18 protein-coding genes and 1 pseudogene are annotated in these 15,488 nt (G+C 63.5%); 13 read left to right on the top strand and 6 right to left on the bottom strand.

Going from position 1 to position 15,488, the window contains the following annotated elements; genetic code table 11:
* Window positions 1-33: 33 nt before the first annotated feature.
* The 4 genes from nthA (at window position 34) to E5X34_RS22590 (ending at window position 2,906) form a co-directional block, all read left to right on the top strand.
* Window positions 34-651, top strand: a complete 618-nt coding sequence (gene nthA, locus E5X34_RS22575; RefSeq protein ID WP_292569043.1) for a nitrile hydratase subunit alpha — start codon at window positions 34-36, stop codon at window positions 649-651.
* Entirely contained in the window at window positions 648-1,307 is a 660-nt protein-coding gene (gene nthB, locus E5X34_RS22580) for a nitrile hydratase subunit beta (protein WP_292569045.1), read from the top strand. The genes nthA and nthB overlap by 4 nt, the downstream gene beginning before the upstream one ends.
* The gene (locus E5X34_RS22585) at window positions 1,294-1,644 is read left to right on the top strand and encodes a nitrile hydratase accessory protein (protein WP_292569047.1); all 351 of its coding nucleotides are present in this window, start codon (window positions 1,294-1,296) and stop codon (window positions 1,642-1,644) included. The genes nthB and E5X34_RS22585 overlap by 14 nt, the downstream gene beginning before the upstream one ends.
* A 134-nt stretch (window positions 1,645-1,778) precedes the next feature.
* The gene (locus E5X34_RS22590; RefSeq protein WP_126082069.1) at window positions 1,779-2,906 is read left to right on the top strand and encodes an ATP-dependent RecD-like DNA helicase; all 1,128 of its coding nucleotides are present in this window, start codon (window positions 1,779-1,781) and stop codon (window positions 2,904-2,906) included.
* A 12-nt stretch (window positions 2,907-2,918) separates the two neighbouring features.
* On the opposite strand, the gene E5X34_RS22595 is transcribed toward E5X34_RS22590, so the two are convergent.
* On the bottom strand, window positions 2,919-3,314 hold the full coding sequence (locus E5X34_RS22595; protein WP_126082070.1) for an STAS/SEC14 domain-containing protein: 396 nt from the start codon (window positions 3,312-3,314) through the stop codon (window positions 2,919-2,921).
* A 108-nt stretch (window positions 3,315-3,422) separates the two neighbouring features.
* Between E5X34_RS22595 and E5X34_RS22600 the strand changes: the two genes are divergently transcribed.
* From E5X34_RS22600 to E5X34_RS22615, 4 genes are all read left to right on the top strand, one after another.
* Entirely contained in the window at window positions 3,423-4,163 is a 741-nt protein-coding gene (locus E5X34_RS22600) for a pyridoxine 5'-phosphate synthase (protein WP_292569049.1), read from the top strand.
* 85 nt (window positions 4,164-4,248) lie between these two features.
* Window positions 4,249-6,162 (top strand): potassium transporter Kup, encoded by a 1,914-nt coding sequence (locus E5X34_RS22605; RefSeq protein ID WP_292569051.1) that lies wholly within the window; start codon window positions 4,249-4,251, stop codon window positions 6,160-6,162.
* A gap of 148 nt (window positions 6,163-6,310) precedes the next feature.
* Window positions 6,311-8,227: a potassium transporter Kup gene (locus E5X34_RS22610; RefSeq protein WP_292569054.1), complete on the top strand. Its 1,917-nt coding sequence runs from the start codon at window positions 6,311-6,313 to the stop codon at window positions 8,225-8,227.
* 32 nt (window positions 8,228-8,259) lie between these two features.
* Window positions 8,260-9,300 (top strand): aldehyde reductase, encoded by a 1,041-nt coding sequence (locus E5X34_RS22615; RefSeq protein WP_292569057.1) that lies wholly within the window; start codon window positions 8,260-8,262, stop codon window positions 9,298-9,300.
* 39 nt (window positions 9,301-9,339) lie between these two features.
* Here the strand turns inward: E5X34_RS22615 and E5X34_RS22620 are convergent, their stop codons facing one another.
* Entirely contained in the window at window positions 9,340-10,233 is an 894-nt protein-coding gene (locus E5X34_RS22620; RefSeq protein WP_292569060.1) for an SDR family oxidoreductase, read from the bottom strand.
* Between the two features lie 273 nt (window positions 10,234-10,506).
* Here E5X34_RS22620 and E5X34_RS22625 point away from each other — a divergent pair, with 273 nt between their 5' ends.
* Both E5X34_RS22625 and E5X34_RS22630 read left to right on the top strand, forming a co-directional pair.
* The gene (locus tag E5X34_RS22625; RefSeq protein ID WP_127252731.1) at window positions 10,507-10,917 is read left to right on the top strand and encodes a helix-turn-helix domain-containing protein; all 411 of its coding nucleotides are present in this window, start codon (window positions 10,507-10,509) and stop codon (window positions 10,915-10,917) included.
* A gap of 77 nt (window positions 10,918-10,994) precedes the next feature.
* Window positions 10,995-11,286: pseudogene (locus tag E5X34_RS22630) on the top strand (FAD-dependent monooxygenase); the annotation flags it as partial.
* Here E5X34_RS22630 and E5X34_RS22635 read toward each other — a convergent pair.
* Both E5X34_RS22635 and E5X34_RS22640 read right to left on the bottom strand, forming a co-directional pair.
* Window positions 11,240-11,959, bottom strand: a complete 720-nt coding sequence (locus E5X34_RS22635) for a glutathione S-transferase family protein (protein WP_292569063.1) — start codon at window positions 11,957-11,959, stop codon at window positions 11,240-11,242. The pseudogene E5X34_RS22630 and the gene E5X34_RS22635 overlap by 47 nt on opposite strands.
* A 1-nt stretch (window position 11,960) precedes the next feature.
* Complete coding sequence (locus E5X34_RS22640; RefSeq protein ID WP_292569066.1) at window positions 11,961-12,266, bottom strand: Rieske (2Fe-2S) protein; 306 nt, start codon at window positions 12,264-12,266, stop codon at window positions 11,961-11,963.
* Between the two features lie 96 nt (window positions 12,267-12,362).
* On the opposite strand from E5X34_RS22640, the gene E5X34_RS22645 reads away from it, so the two are divergent.
* From E5X34_RS22645 to ilvC, 3 genes are all read left to right on the top strand, one after another.
* Window positions 12,363-12,818: a MarR family winged helix-turn-helix transcriptional regulator gene (locus tag E5X34_RS22645; RefSeq protein ID WP_292569069.1), complete on the top strand. Its 456-nt coding sequence runs from the start codon at window positions 12,363-12,365 to the stop codon at window positions 12,816-12,818.
* Window positions 12,819-12,943: 125 nt separating this feature from the next.
* Window positions 12,944-13,597 carry a TetR/AcrR family transcriptional regulator gene (locus E5X34_RS22650; RefSeq protein WP_292569072.1) on the top strand — a complete coding sequence of 218 codons (654 nt, stop codon included), beginning with the start codon at window positions 12,944-12,946 and terminating at the stop codon, window positions 13,595-13,597.
* Window positions 13,598-13,621: 24 nt separating this feature from the next.
* Window positions 13,622-14,641: a ketol-acid reductoisomerase gene (ilvC, locus tag E5X34_RS22655; protein WP_292569075.1), complete on the top strand. Its 1,020-nt coding sequence runs from the start codon at window positions 13,622-13,624 to the stop codon at window positions 14,639-14,641.
* Window positions 14,642-14,726: 85 nt separating this feature from the next.
* On the opposite strand, the gene E5X34_RS22660 is transcribed toward ilvC, so the two are convergent.
* The gene (locus tag E5X34_RS22660; protein WP_112127758.1) at window positions 14,727-15,011 is read right to left on the bottom strand and encodes a PilZ domain-containing protein; all 285 of its coding nucleotides are present in this window, start codon (window positions 15,009-15,011) and stop codon (window positions 14,727-14,729) included.
* 168 nt (window positions 15,012-15,179) lie between these two features.
* Window positions 15,180-15,488, bottom strand: a 309-nt coding sequence (locus E5X34_RS22665; RefSeq protein ID WP_292569078.1) for a BA14K family protein, incomplete at its 5' end; no start/stop codon positions are given.

Genomic DNA, 15,488 nt, shown 5'->3' on the forward strand with positions numbered 1-15,488 from the left:
CGGCCAACGGCAGCCGATCCTAGTCTTCAGGGCATGACCCACGATCATCACCACGACAACGAGCTCGACCCGTTCGCGGCGCGCGTGCGCGCGCTGGAGACGATCCTGACCCAGAAAGGGCTGATCGATCCGGCAGCGATCGACGTCATCGTCGATACCTATGAGACCAAGATCGGCCCGCGCAATGGCGCACGGGTGGTGGCGAAAGCCTGGAACGATTCGGCCTACGCCGACTGGCTCAAGCGCGACGCCACCGCCGCGATCCAGTCGCTCTCCTATACCGGCCGCCAGGGCGAGCATATGCAGGCTGTGTTCAACACCGAGGAGACGCACAATCTCGTCGTCTGCACGCTCTGCTCCTGCTATCCGTGGTCGGTGCTCGGCCTGCCGCCGGTCTGGTACAAGGCGCCGCCTTACCGCTCGCGGGCGGTGATCGATCCGCGCGGCGTGCTCGAGGAATTCGGGCTGACGCTGCCCAAGGACAAGAAGATCCGCGTGTGGGATTCGACCGCCGAGCTTCGCTACCTGGTGGTGCCGATGCGACCCCGAGGAACGGAAGGCTGGAGCGAGGAGCAGCTCGCCGAGCTGGTCAGCCGCGACGCGATGATCGGCACGGCGCTGGCCAAAGAGCCGGAAAGGGAGCCGGCATGAACGGGCCGCAGGATCTCGGCGGACAGATGGGCTTCGGGCCGGTCGCGCCCGAGAAGGACGAGCCCTTTTTCCACGCGGCATGGGAAAGGCGGGCGTTGGGCGTGACGCTCACCGCCGGCTCCATGGGTGCCTGGAACATCGATGAAAGCCGGCATGCGCGGGAATCGCTGCATCCCGCCGACTACTATTCGTCGAGCTACTACCAGATCTGGATCAAGGCGCTGGAAACGCTGCTGAAGCGCCATGGCTTCGTCACCGAGCGCGACCTTGCCGCCGGCAGAGCGGTCGATGCGGCCTCGACGCCAAAAAGGGTGCTCAAGGCAGCGGATGTGCCGGCGGTGCTCGCCAAGGGCGGGCCGTGCGACCGGCCTGTCGCTACGCCGGCACGGTTCCAAGCGGGCGATCGCGTGCGGACGAAGAATTTCAATCCGACCGGCCATACGCGCCTGCCGCGCTACGCGCGCGACAAGACCGGGAGGATCGAGGCCGTTCGCGGCGGCTTCGTCTTTCCGGACAGCAATGCGCATGGCAAGGGCGAGAACCCGCAATGGGTCTATACCGTGGTGTTCGACGGAGCCGAAATCTGGGGCGAGGGCGCCGATCCGACGCTCAGCGTCTCGATCGATGCCTGGGAGAGCTATCTTGAGCCGGCATGAAGGCGCCTTGCCGGCGGGGTTCGACGAGCCCGTCTTCGCCGAGCCGTGGCAGGCCGAAGCCTTCGCCCTAACCGTTGCGCTGCACGACAAGGGCCTGTTTTCGTGGAGCGAATGGGCGGAGGCCTTGTCGGCCGAGGTGAAGCAACCTGGCGCGGCGAGCGACGGCCACGACTATTACGAGCATTGGCTGGCGGCGCTGGAGAAGCTCTTGTGCAGGAAGGGTGTCGCCCGCAAAGGCGAGGTCGATGAGCTTGCCGCCGCCTGGGAGCGCGCCGCGCACGCAACGCCGCATGGCAAGCCGATCCTGCTGGAGAATGATCCGGGCGCTAGCCGGTAGATCGTCTTTGTTCTCTTTACGTTCCTATTTCCGGCTGATAGCCTGGGCTATCGAAGGTGGCCGCTTTGTCGCCGACAACGGTCGGTATTGCGGCCAATCTTGTCTTTCGCTTGCGAATCCGGTCTGTCGGACAGATGGAATTTTCTCCCCAACAGGATGAGGCTCTGAAGGCGGTCGGACGCTGGCTCAAGGAGGGCCGGCCGCAGGTCTTTCGGCTGTTCGGCTATGCCGGCACCGGCAAGACGACGCTGGCGCGCTATTTTGCCGAGCATGTCGACGGCCAGGTGCAGTTCGCCGCCTTCACCGGCAAGGCGGCGCAGGTGCTGCGCTCCAAGGGCGCGACCAACGCCCGCACCATTCATTCGCTGATCTACAGACCGAAGGGTGAGGAATCGGTCGAGGACGAGGTGACCGGCAAGACCTCGATGTCGCCGACCTTTTCACTCAACCGGCAAAGCCCGATTTCGCGCGCCAAGCTCGTCGTCATCGACGAATGCTCGATGGTCGACGAGCAGCTCGGCCGCGACCTGCAGAGTTTCGGCACACCGATCCTGGTGCTTGGCGATCCGGCCCAGCTGCCGCCGATCTCAGGCGGCGGCTTCTTCACCGAGCATGAGCCTGATGTGCTGTTGACGGAAATCCACCGCCAGGCGCGCGACAATCCGATCATCCGGCTGGCGCTCGACGTGCGCGAGGGCCGGGAATTCATGCATGGCGACTACGGCACGGCGCAGGTGATCGGCAGGGAAGCAGTCAACCAGGACCTGGTGCTCAAGGCCGACCAGGTGCTGGTCGGCACCAACCGCACACGCCGGCGCTACAATCAAAGGCTGCGCGAGCTGAAAGGGTTCAACGCCGACTTTCCGCAGGCCGGCGACAAGCTGGTCTGCCTGCGCAACGATCCGGCCAAGGGGCTGCTCAACGGCTCGCTGTGGAAGGTGATGACCTCGTCGCGCGAGACGGTGAAGCCCGGCATCAACCTGCTGGTTTCGCCGGAGGAGGACGATCCCGACCGCGGTGTCGCCAAGATCAAGCTGCTCAAGGCGGCGTTCGAGGATCCGGATGCCGAGATCCCCTGGCAGCAGAAGAAGCGCTTCGACGATTTCGACTATGGCTATGCGCTGACCGTGCACAAGGCGCAGGGCTCGCAGTGGAACGACGTCGTGCTGTTCGACGAGAGTTGGGCCTTCAAGGAGACCCGGCAGCGCTGGCTTTATACGGCAATCACCCGCGCCGCCGAGCGGCTGACAATCGTTCGCTGAGGTTTTTGGCCATCAGGTCGGCCTTGCGCCAAGCCACTGCCAGGCTGCTTCCTCATCGTCGACATCGAAGCGCCTGACTTCGAAAGGCAGCGTTTTGGGGAACACGCCCGCGACGAGGGAGGCCCAACTCGGCTCGCCGATGACGGCGCAGCGCACGACATGTTCCATCGCGTCGGCCACGCCCTGCCGGAGCGTGTCCTGCTTGATATTGGCCCAGTCGACGCTTTCCTCGTCGGTCAGCCTGATCAGCACGTCGATCCTCGGATGCAGCGCGTAGGCGGCTTCCAGCAGGCCGAACAGGTTTTCCGCATCGGCCGGCGAGACATCGCCGACGACGTCGATGGCGAAAAGCGCGTCGCGGTTGGTCTCGATGCGGCGGATGGCCGGCACGGCTTCAAGGAAATTCACTGCAAATCCTCACCTTAGCCTCCAACTGTCCCCTGGAACACGCGAAACCCCCTATCTGTTCCCGTCAAAGGCGCTATAGATGCCCGCCGATCCACTGGACCCCAGCTCATGCCCGCCAAGCTTTCGGTCAATCTCAACGCCGTCGCCATGCTGCGCAACCGCCGCGACCTGCCGTGGCCGAGCGTCATTGGAATTGGCCGTATTGCCCTTGCCGCCGGCGCGCATGGGTTGACGGTGCATCCCAGGCCCGACGAGCGGCACACAAGGCATTCCGATCTGCCGGAGATCAGGGCTCTGATCGACGACGAATTCCCCACGGCGGAGTTCAACATCGAGGGCTATCCGACCGAGGATTTCCTGGTTCTGGTCGAGAAGAACCAGCCCGAGCAGGTGACGCTGGTGCCGGACGACCCGGCGCAGGCAACCTCCGACCATGGCTGGAACTTCGTCGCTCAGGCGGCGTTCCTGACTCCGATCGTCAAACGGTTGAAGAAAAGCGGGTTCCGCGTGTCGCTGTTTTCCGATGCGGATCCGAACGGGGTCAATGCGGCGCGCGACACCGGCGCCGACCGCATCGAGCTCTATACCGGCCCTTATGGAGGCTTTCATTCCGATTCCGCAAAGGCGGCCAAAGAATTGGAAAGACTGGGAAAAACCGCTGACGCAGCATTCAAGGCGGGGCTCGGCGTCAATGCCGGACACGATCTGACCGTCGAGAACCTACCGCCATTGGCCAAACGCATCCCGGCATTGGCCGAAGTATCGATCGGACATGGGTTGACAGCCGATGCGCTGGAGTATGGCATGGCCGGCACGGTCGGGCGGTTCTTGAAGGCCTGCGGATGGTAGGGGACTTTGGGTAGTTCGACAGTCTTGGTCTGCCGCCCGCGTCGCGGCGGCCTCGGAGCGTGACGAATTCGGTGAAGTGGGGTTCATGGTGCTAGCCAACGCCAGTGAAACGGAATCCCTCGAGCGTCCGAGCCATGCCGAAACCGAGCGGCAGCACAGCACCAAGGTGCTCATGCTTGGCGCGCTGGGCGTCGTCTATGGCGACATCGGCACGAGCCCGATCTACGCCTTTCGCGAGGCGCTGCACGCGTCTTCGAGTTCGGTTGCCCGCAATGACGTCCTCGGCGTGCTGTCGCTGATCGTCTGGGCGCTGACTATCATCGTCACGATCAAATATGTCGCCTTCGTGCTCAGGGCCGACAACAAGGGCGAGGGCGGCACCCTATCGCTGATGGCGCTGGCGCGCAGCGCCTACCCGCCGGGTTCCAAGCTCATCCTGGTGATCGGCCTTTGCGGTGCGGCGCTGTTCTTCGGCGATTCGATCATCACGCCGGCGATCTCGGTGCTGTCGGCGGTCGAAGGCCTGGAAGTCGTCACGCCGGCGCTCGATGCCTTCGTGGTTCCGATCACGCTGGTCATCCTGGCGGTGCTTTTCGCCGTGCAGCGCTTCGGCACCGGCAAGGTGGCGGCCGTGTTCGGACCTGTGACGGCGACGTGGTTCCTGGCGATCGGCGCAGCAGGCCTTTATCACATCGTCGACGATCCGTCCGTCTTCCTGGCGATCAATCCGTATTATGCGATCTACTATCTCGCCACCACGCCGACAGGCGCCTTCGTTACCGTCGGCGCCGTGTTCCTGGCGGTGACCGGGGCCGAGGCGCTCTATGTCGACCTCGGCCATTTCGGTCGCAAGCCGATCGTGATGGCCTGGTTCGCAATCGTCTTCCCTTGCCTGCTCTTGAATTATTTCGGGCAGGGCGCCTTCGTGCTCTCGCATGGCGGCAAGCCCACCAATCCGTTCTTTCAGATGCTGCCCGAATGGGCGCTGATGCCGATGGTCGGCCTGGCGACAGCCGCAACGGTCATCGCCAGCCAAGCGGTGATCTCCGGCGCCTTCTCGCTGACCAGGCAAGCCGTGCAGCTCAACCTTCTGCCCCGCATCGAGGTGCAGCACACATCCGAGATGCAGAGCGGCCAGATCTATATGCCGCGGGTCAATCTGCTGGTCGCGCTCGGCGTGATGCTGCTGGTCGTCGGCTTTGGTAGCTCGAGCGCCTTGGCGTCGGCCTACGGCATTTCGGTCACCGGCGAGATGCTGATGACGACGATCCTTTTGTTCGTTGTGATGCGCTGGCTCTGGAAATGGCAGGTCGCGGCCGCATTGGCATTGGCGTTGCTCTTCGGCGTCATCGATCTCGGCTTCTTCTCGGCCAACGTCGTCAAGATCGTCGAAGGCGGCTGGGTGTCGATCACGGTGGCGTGCCTCATGGGCCTCATCATGTGGACCTGGATCCGTGGCACGCGCTATCTGTTCGACAAGACGCGCCGCAACGAAATCCCACTCGATTTCCTGGCGGCGAATCTCCTGAAGAAAAAGCCGCAGCTTGTGTCGGGCACGGCCGTGTTCCTGACCAGCGACCCGCTGAGCGCGCCGACGGCGCTGATGCACAGCCTGAAGCACTACAAGGTGCTGCATGAGAAGAACGTCATCCTGTCGGTGGTGACTGCGCCGCAACCGGTGGTGCCGGACAGCGAGCGCGTCAAACTGGAGACGGTCAACGAGCTGTTCATGCGCGTGACGCTGACTTTCGGCTACATGGAGCAGCCGAATATCCCGCGGGCCCTGGCAATCTGCCGCAAGCAGGGCTGGAAGTTCGATATCATGACCACGTCCTTCTTCCTGTCGCGACGCTCGCTGAAGGCTTCGCCCAATTCCGGCATGCCCGTTTGGCAAGACAGGCTGTTCATCGGGCTGGCTCGCTCGGCGGCGGATGCGACGGAGTATTTCCAGATCCCCACCGGGCGAGTGGTCGAGATCGGCACGCAAGTGGCCATCTGAACGAGAGCGACTTGCGCGGGATGAACAAACGCGGGCCGGTCCGTAGACCAAAAGCCGTGCGCCGGCGGCATGGGAGCCCTCACGCAAGGGCACTTGATATTGCACTGCAGCAAGCGTAGAGCACCGCGCGTTTATCGGAGTGTCGTCCATGGCCCTTGCCAATGGTGCTGAGGCAGAACCCGCCGACCAATCGAGCCATCCTGAAATCGAGCAGCACAGCACCAAGGTGCTGATGCTGGGCGCGCTCGGCGTCGTCTATGGCGACATCGGCACCAGCCCGATCTATGCGTTCCGCGAGGCGCTGCACGCCTCTTCCGGCGGTGATGTCGCGAACCGCGCCGATATTCTCGGCGTCCTGTCGCTGATCATATGGTCGCTCACGATCACGGTGACCGTGAAGTACATCATGTTCGTGCTGCGCGCCGACAACCGTGGAGAGGGCGGGGTGCTGTCCCTGATGGCCCTGGCGCGCGGAACTTTCCCGGCGCGTTCGGCGATCGTGCTTGCCATCGGCATCGTGGGCGCATCGCTGTTCTTCGGCGACGCGGTCATCACGCCCGCTATCTCCGTGCTTTCGGCGGTCGAAGGCATGAATGTCGTCACACCGGCCTTCCAGCCCTATGTCGTGCCGCTGACGCTTTTGATCCTTGCGATGCTGTTTGCGGTCCAGCGCTTCGGCACCGGCGGTGTGGGCCTGGTTTTCGGTCCGGTGACGGCAGTCTGGTTTCTCGCCATCGGCCTGTCCGGGCTCAATCACATCATTGACGATCCGGAAATCCTTTGGGCCATCAGCCCGCACTACATCGTGGCCTTCTTCATCAATTCGCCTGACGTGTCCTTTGTCACTGTCGGCGCGGTGTTTCTGGCCGTCACTGGCGCCGAAGCGCTTTACGCTGACCTCGGCCATTTCGGCCGCAAGCCGATCGTCCTGGCCTGGCTTGCGATCGTGTTTCCCTGCCTGCTTTTGAACTATGCCGGGCAGGGCGCCTATGTGCTCGCCAAGGGCGGCACCGTCGGTCACCCGTTCTTCGAGATGAACGAGGGCTGGGCGTTGATCCCGATGGTGGTGCTGGCGGCTGCGGCGACGGTCATCGCCAGCCAGGCGGTGATCTCCGGCGCCTATTCGCTGACCCGGCAGGCCGTGCAGCTCAACATGCTGCCGCGGCTCGAGATTCTCCATACGTCCGAAAAGCAGTCCGGCCAGGTTTATATGCCGCGTGTCAACATGCTGTTGGCGCTTGTGGTGATGCTGCTGGTGGTCGGCTTCGGCGAATCCAGCAAGCTCGCCTCGGCTTACGGCATCTCGGTAACCGGTAACATGCTGGTGACGACGACGCTGCTGTTCATCGTCATGACCCGCATCTGGAGGTGGAACATCTGGCCTGCCGTCGCCCTGACAGTGGTTTTCGCGCTGATCGACATTGGCTTCTTCGCCTCCAACATCGTCAAGGTGTTCGAGGGTGGCTGGGCGTCGCTCGCGGTTGCCTTCGCCATCATCCTCGGCATGTGGACCTGGGTGCGCGGCAGCCGCTACCTGTTCGACAAGACCCGCCGCAACGAGATCCCGCTCGATTTCCTGGCTGGCAACCTTCTGAAGAAGAAGCCGCAGCTGGTGTCGGGAACCGCCGTGTTCCTGACCAGCGATCCGCTGAGCGCGCCGACGGCACTGATGCACAGCCTGAAGCACTATAAGGTGCTGCACGAGAAGAACGTCATCCTGTCGGTGGTGACGGCGCCGCAGCCGGTGGTGCCGGACAGCGAGCGGGTCAAGCTGGAGACGGTCAACGAGCTGTTCATGCGCGTGACGCTGACCTTCGGCTATATGGAGCAGCCCAACATTCCGCGCGCGCTGGCCATCTGCCGCAAGCAGGGCTGGAAGTTCGACATCATGACGACGTCGTTCTTCCTGTCGCGGCGCTCGCTGAAGGCTTCCCCCAATTCCGGCATGCCTCTTTGGCAGGACAGGCTGTTCATCGGCCTGGCGCGCACGGCGGCGGACGCAACGGAATATTTCCAGATCCCCACCGGACGCGTCGTGGAGATCGGTACGCAGGTGGCTATTTGACGGCTTGAACAGCCGCTGTCGGGAGGCGGGGCATGAGCGGCGAGTTGGTGCTTGTGACCGGCGGGTCCGGCTTTCTTGGCGCTCATTGCACCCTTGCGCTTCTGAACGCTGGCTACCGCGTGCGCACCACGGTGCGCTCGGCCAGGCGCGAAGCCGATGTTCTTGCGATGCTAAAGGTCGGCGGTGCCGAGCCGGGCGACGCGCTTTCCTTCGCGCATGCCGATCTCATGAGCGACACGGGCTGGCCCGAAGCGGTCGCCGGATGCCGGTACGTTCTTCACGTCGCTTCGCCTTTCCCGCCCGGCGTGCCGAAGCATGAGGACGACCTGATCGTCCCGGCCAGGGAAGGGGCATTGCGCGTGCTGCGGGCCGCACGCGATGCCGGTGTCGAACGGGTGGTGCTCACCTCATCCTTTGCCGCTGTCGGCTATGGCCAGACACCGGTCGCCGGACGTCCGTTTACGGAGGAGAACTGGACCGATCTGAACGAGAAGGTGAGCGCGTATGTGAAATCGAAGACGCTGGCCGAGCGGGCAGCGTGGGATTTCATCGATCGCGAAAGCGGCGTACTGGAGTTGGCGGTCGTCAATCCGGTCGGTATCTTCGGGCCGGTCCTGGGGCCGGATCATTCGACATCGACGGATTTCATCCGGCGGCTGATGGATGGCGAGATGCCCGGACTGCCGCGCATGGTGTTCGGCGTCGTCGATGCGCGCGACGTCGCCGACCTGCATCTGCGCGCCATGACCAATCCTGCCGCCAAAGGCGAGCGGTTCCTGGCCATCAGCGGCGATTTCATGACGATGCTGGAGATCGCGCGGACGCTGAAAGCGCGGCTCGGCAATGCGGCGTCGCGGGTTACCACAAGAGAGCTGCCGGACTGGCTGGTCCGGATCGTCGGGCTGTTCGACGGCCAGGCGGCCCAGATCGTGTCGGAACTGGGCAAAGCCAGGAACGCGACGAGCGCCAAGGCCATGCGCCTGCTTGGCTGGACGCCGCGATCACGCGAAGACGCGCTCGTTGCGACCGGCGAAAGCCTGGTCCTGCTTGGATTGCTCAAGAAGTCGAAGTGAAGCGCGCCCGGGGGGACGACTCCCCAGGCGCGCCGGTTTTCAGCCGAGCAGTGCCGTCTTGTTCGCTTCGAGGAACTGCTTCAGCGTGCGCGACTTGCGGCCCGAGAGTTTCTCGACGGCATCGGTCACCTCCGCAATGCGGCCGGCGCGCGTGTTGGCATCGAAGGAGACGATGATGCGGGCGAAATCCTCGGGAACGCCCGCCGCCTTGACGCCTTCGGTCAGCGCCTCGTCCGGCAGTTGGATGACCTCCAGCGGCTTGCCGGTCACCTCGCTTACCAGCGCCGCGATCTCGTTCGTGGTGTAGGCCTGCGGGCCGGTCAGCGTGTAGATGTGGCTTTCCCTGGAGCCGGACGCGAGGCCGGCGGCGATAGCGGCCGCCATATCGTCGCGCGCGCCGTGGGCGATGCGTCCGTCGGCGGCCGACGTGTACCACTTGCCCGACGAAATGGCGTGCGGCAGCGACATGAACAGGTTCTCCTGATACCAGCCGTTGCGGAAGATGGTGTAAGGGATGCCGCTTGCCTTGATCGCCTGCTCGGTGCCGTAGTGATCGCCGGCAAAGAGCACGGGCGAGCCCGGCTCGGGATTGGGCATCGAGGTGTAGAGCAGATGCGAAACGCCCGCCGCCTTGGCCGCGGCCACGGCCGTCTCATGCTGCTTCAGGCGACGGCCCGTCTTCAAATCGAGGTCGCCGGTCGAGATGATCAGCACCCGGTCGGCGCCTTTAAAAGCTTTCTCCAGCGAGACCTTGTCGTTGAAGTCGGCGGCCCTGACAGCGATGCCGCGCGCTGCAAGGTCGGCGAGGTTCTCGGGGTTGCGGGTGGCGGCGATGATGCTTGAGGGCGCAATTTTCTGCGCCTCCAGCAAGTGATTGATGACGGCTCGGCCGAGCTGGCCGGAAGCGCCGGTGACGAGAAGGGTTTCGGTCATGGGGGAGTCCCTGAAAAATTGCGTCGAAGGCGGATCAAGTGGTAGTCTCAAAAAGAGACCAGCACTAAAATAGGAATTGACCTCGGGCCGTAAAGAAGGCAGTTTTTCGGGAGGTAGGCACGGCGAGGGAACCACCATTGCCGGCCTAAAGCGCGTCGCGATCTTTCAGATTTGCTCCACGCGCTCTAGGTTTTGATTTTACGCATGTCCTTAACCCGAGACCGGTTTCCGCTTTCGGGAGACATGCTTCAGTTTCGATCGGCGGATATCGCAATGGACAGCAAGATCTTCAATCTGAAAGCCAAGCTCGAGGTCTATAAGGCGATGACCAACGGCGGCAATTTCGCCGACTGTCCGGTCCGCGACGTGATCCAGGGCATCAGCGGCAAATGGAGCTCGCTGCTGGTCATGGCGCTGGCAGAGAGGCCCTACCGCTTCGGTGAGCTGCGCCGGCTGGTTCCCGACATTTCGCAGCGCATGCTGACGCAAACGCTCTACGACCTGCAGCGCGACGGCTATGTGCACCGTGAAGTTTTCCCGACCAAGCCGCCGAGCGTCGAATACAGCCTGACCGATCTTGGACGCTCGATGTTTGCGCCCCTGCAGATGCTGGTCCAGTGGGCCGAGCTCAACCATGACGCCGTGCGCGAGGCACGTGCCGCTTTCGACGCGGCTCAAGCCTGACAGGCGCGCCGAAGCGTCAACTTGATTTGACGGTGCCGTTGGGAGATTGTCCGGCCGGCTTGGCTCGGGCGGGCAATGATGCGGCGGCGCTCAGCCATGCGCTGGCGCAGGCGAGCGGCGTCGATGAAGCGCTGGGTATTTACGCGCGCGCACGCCGTTGGCATGTGCGCATCTTCCGGGCGCTGTCGCTGACGCCGTTCTACCAGTCGGACTCGGCAACTCTGCCCTTTGTCCGCGACCGCATGGTAGCGCCCCTGGCGAGAGTTCCGCCAGGGCCGCAATTCCTTGCGGCCATGGTTCGCCGGAACGGTGATCGACCCGTTCAGGAGGATCGGGCTTGCGGGGTTTCAGTGGTCCGCAGCGGGATGATTTCGGACAGATAGGATCTTTTTGCCTGCAGGAAGGCATGCAGCCGTCGCGGATAGTCCGCGCCGACGGCTTCCTTCACCGATCGGCGGCCGCTCAAGGCCGTGCGCCAGGCCTGGACGCGCGGCTTGCCATCCAGAATGCCGAAATCATCGATGCGGTCGAAGGTGTCGAAATAGCGGAAGACCGGCCCGTAGACGGCATCGACCAGCGAGAAGCGCTCGCCAGCGAACCATGGGCCACTTTGCCTTGCCAGCAGTTCGGCCTCCACACGAGCGAACATTTCGGACAGACCTCTGCTTTCATGGAGGAAAACGGCTTCGTCGGTGGCGGAATAGAAGCGGCCTATGGCGTTGAGGATGGCCGAGCCGAATTCGATCCAGGCGCGATGCCTGGCCCGCGCCAGCGGATCGGCAGGGTGCAACGGATTGGCTTCGGTCTCCTCGAGAAATTCGAGGATGACGGCGGATTCGAAAATCACCTCCTCCGAGTGGCCGTGCCGGACGCGGAGCAGAGGCACCTTGCCGAGCGGCGAGACGGCTCTGAACCAAGCAGGCTTGTCGGCAAGGTCAACGTTGACCCGCTCGAACGGCACAGCTTTTTCGGCAAGTGCGATAGCGGCGCGCTGGACGTAGGGGCAGAGGTGATGGCTGACGAGGGTGAGCCTTGCGGTCATCTCACTCTCCCCAGACATAGTTGAGCGCGCCATCCTCGATGCGGGTCGACAGGAACATCAGGCGCGAGCCTTTCGGCGCCGGTCCTTCTAGACGCTCGCCGGTTTCCATGTCGAATTTCGCGCCGTGCCATTGGCAGACAAGCGTGCCGTCCTTGCAGTCCAGTGGTCCGCCGAAATGCAGGCAGACATTGGCCGCGGCGCGGATGCGTTCGCCGCTGCGCCAGACATGGACCTCGCGACCGAAGAAGGGCGCGATCAGGCTGCCGGCCTGCGGGATGTCGGCGATTTTGCAGATTTCATGTTTCATCGCAGAGTTCCTTGTTGATGCAATTGCATCTATATGGATGCAAATGCATCGATCGTCAAGCTTGATGCAATTGCATCTATCCGCTAGGCTGCGCCGATGACAAAGACGTCGCCGTCGCCGGAAGCCATTGCAGCCTGGGCGCGCCTTATGCGCGTCTCGCGCCAACTGGTCGAGAGGACCGAGGACGCGCTGAAGGCAAAGGGCCTGCCGCCGCTCGCCTGGTACGACGTGCTGCACGAACTCGCCGAAGCGGGCGAGGGCGGGCTCAGGCCGTTCGAGCTGATTGATCGCGTGCTGCTGGCGCAGTACGGCGTCTCACGGCTGCTGGCCCGGATGGAGGCGGATGGTCTGGTCGAAAAGCTGCCCGTCTCCGACGATGGCCGCGGGCAGACCGTTCGCATCACGGCAAGCGGCCGGGAGATGCGCCGGCGCATCTGGGCGGTCTATGGCGCTTGCATTGCCGACCGAATGGACGGCAGGCTCTCAGCCCAGGACCTGAAGACATTGGCCGGCCTGCTCGGACGGTTGCGCCATCCGCCGGCCAGCGATTAGCTGGCGAGCCTTCGCTTCGCCGGTGATTTTTCGCCGCAGCCCCTTGCATCGTAAACAGGAATGCGCAATAAGCCGAACCGTAACGTACGGTACGCCTCTAGGCGACCAGAAAACCGGGAAAGTCCGTGCTGCAGGCAGGCGCCGACATCGACAGAAGCGAAACGCTGACGGAGCGCCAGCAGGCCGTTCTGGACGCGGCGCTCCGCCTGCTGGTGGAAGAGGGCGACAACCTGACCATGACCGCGGTGGCGCAGCGGGCGAGCTGCTCCAAGGAAACGCTTTACAAATGGTTCGGCGACCGCGACGGGCTGCTGACGGCGACGGTGCAGTGGCAGGCCTCCAAGGTGCGCGTGGCGCCGGTCGATCGCAAGGGACTGGACCTCGCGTCGCTGACGGCAAGCCTCGAACGCTTCGCCTCCGACTGGCTCAAGGTGATCTCCAGCGATACGTCGATTGCGCTCAACCGTGTGGCCGTCGGCCATGCCGGTTCCGGCAAGGATGATCTCGGCGCCATTGTGCTGCAGAATGGCCGCTTTGCGCTGGCCAGGCGGCTGAAGCCGGTGCTTGAAGCCGGCCGTCAGGCCGGACTGCTCGATTTCGAAGACGCCGAGACGGCGTTCCGGACCTTTTTCGGCCTGGTCGGCCGCGACGTGCAGATCCGTCTGCTGCTCGGCGACCGGGTGGAACTGACTGAGGCGACGATCGGCGGCGATGCCCGCCGCGCGACGCAACAGTTTCTCGCTCTCTTCGGAGCAAAAAACGGGCCGCTGGCCCTCTGATCTTCAAAAGGGAAGGAACAGCAAATGCGTGTCTATTACGATCGTGACGCCGATCTCAATCTCATCAAGGGCAAGAAGGTCGCCATCATCGGCTATGGCAGCCAGGGCCGGGCGCATGCGCTCAACCTCAAGGATTCCGGCGTCAAGGAAATCGCCATCGGCCTGAAAGCCGGCTCGGCGACCGCCAAGAAGGTCGAGGCGGACGGGCTCAAGGTGATGAGCGTGGCGGACGCCGCCAAATGGGCCGACCTGATGATGATGGCGACGCCCGACGAATTGCAGGCCGACATCTACAAGAACGAGATCGCCCCGAACATCCGCGACGGCGCCGCGATCGCCTTCGCGCACGGCCTCAACGTGCATTTCGGCCTGATCGAGCCGAAGGCTTCGGTCGACGTCGTCATGATCGCGCCGAAGGGCCCGGGCCACACGGTGCGCGGCGAATACCAGAAGGGCGGCGGCGTGCCGTGCCTGGTCGCCGTCAACCAGGACGCTTCGGGCAACGCGCTCGATCTTGCGCTCTCCTATGCCTGCGGCGTCGGCGGCGGCCGGTCCGGCATCATCGAGACCAACTTCCGCGAGGAATGCGAGACCGACCTGTTCGGTGAACAGGTCGTGCTGTGCGGCGGTCTGGTCGAACTGATCCGCGCCGGCTTCGAGACGCTGGTGGAAGCCGGTTACGCGCCGGAAATGGCCTATTTCGAGTGCCTGCACGAAGTGAAGCTGATCGTCGACCTGATCTATGAGGGCGGCATCGCCAACATGAACTACTCGATCTCGAACACCGCCGAATGGGGCGAGTATGTCTCGGGTCCGCGCATCATCACCGCTGACACCAAGGCCGAGATGAAGCGCGTGCTCAAGGACATCCAGACCGGCAAGTTCACCTCGGAGTGGATGCAGGAATATCGGGCCGGCCTGGCGCGCTTCAAGGGCATCCGCCGCATGAACGACAGCCACCAAATCGAAGAAGTCGGCGCCAAGCTGCGCGCGATGATGCCGTGGATCGCCAAGAACAAGCTGGTGGACAAGGCCAAGAACTAAATCGAAATTTCATATTGCTCGGAAAAGCCGGCGGAGCGATCCGCCGGCCTTTTCTTTGCGAGATTGGCGGCGGTGTCGCCGCAGCTCAGCCGTAGTGCCAGTGTGGCTTGGGCTCGGTGCCGGTGAACTCGACGCCGATGCGGTCCTCGCGGCGCCAGCGCACCACGGCCCTGTAGCCGATGCCATCGACCGGCACATAGAGCAGGAATTCGTCCGGCACGCGTGCGTCGATCGACACCTTCAACTCCGCACCGTTCGAATGCATGTTGCGTACTGTGCACGTCACCTCGGAATTGTTGATGCCGGTCAGGATCGCCGCTCCCTTCAGGACGCGTTGGCGGCGTTGGATTCTAAGTTCGTTTTCGGCCATTGCAGGGTACGTTCTGGCGAATTTTTCGCCGCGAATCGGCATGTCGAGCACCGACTGGATGAATAGGCGCCGCCGATGAATTTAGGGTTATCAAGGTCGCGGCACAGGGTTGCGGCAAAATAAAACGGCGCCGCGAAGGGCGCCGTTTCCTTGTTTATGTGCCGAAGCTCAGCTGTAGGGCGACCAGCATTGCTTGCGGGGGCCGTAGTTGGGCTGGAAAGTGTTGTCCCAGGCGCGATACGACCGGTAGCGATCGTAGCACCACCGGACATGCGCGCTGGACAGCCGTTCGGTCCGATAAATCCGCCGCGGCTGAACATAGCGCGGATAGGGATCGTAGGAGTAGGGATCGTAGTAATTGCCATACATGCTGCCCAGGCCCAGCCCAAGACCCAGCCCCAGGATCGCCGCGTCGCCGCCGCGGAAGTGCCGGTGGTGGCGATGCCGCCAGCGCCAGTCGCCATCGCCATTCCATCT

The organism is Mesorhizobium sp., assembly GCF_004963255.1.
Taxonomy (GTDB): Bacteria; Pseudomonadota; Alphaproteobacteria; order Rhizobiales; family Rhizobiaceae; genus Mesorhizobium.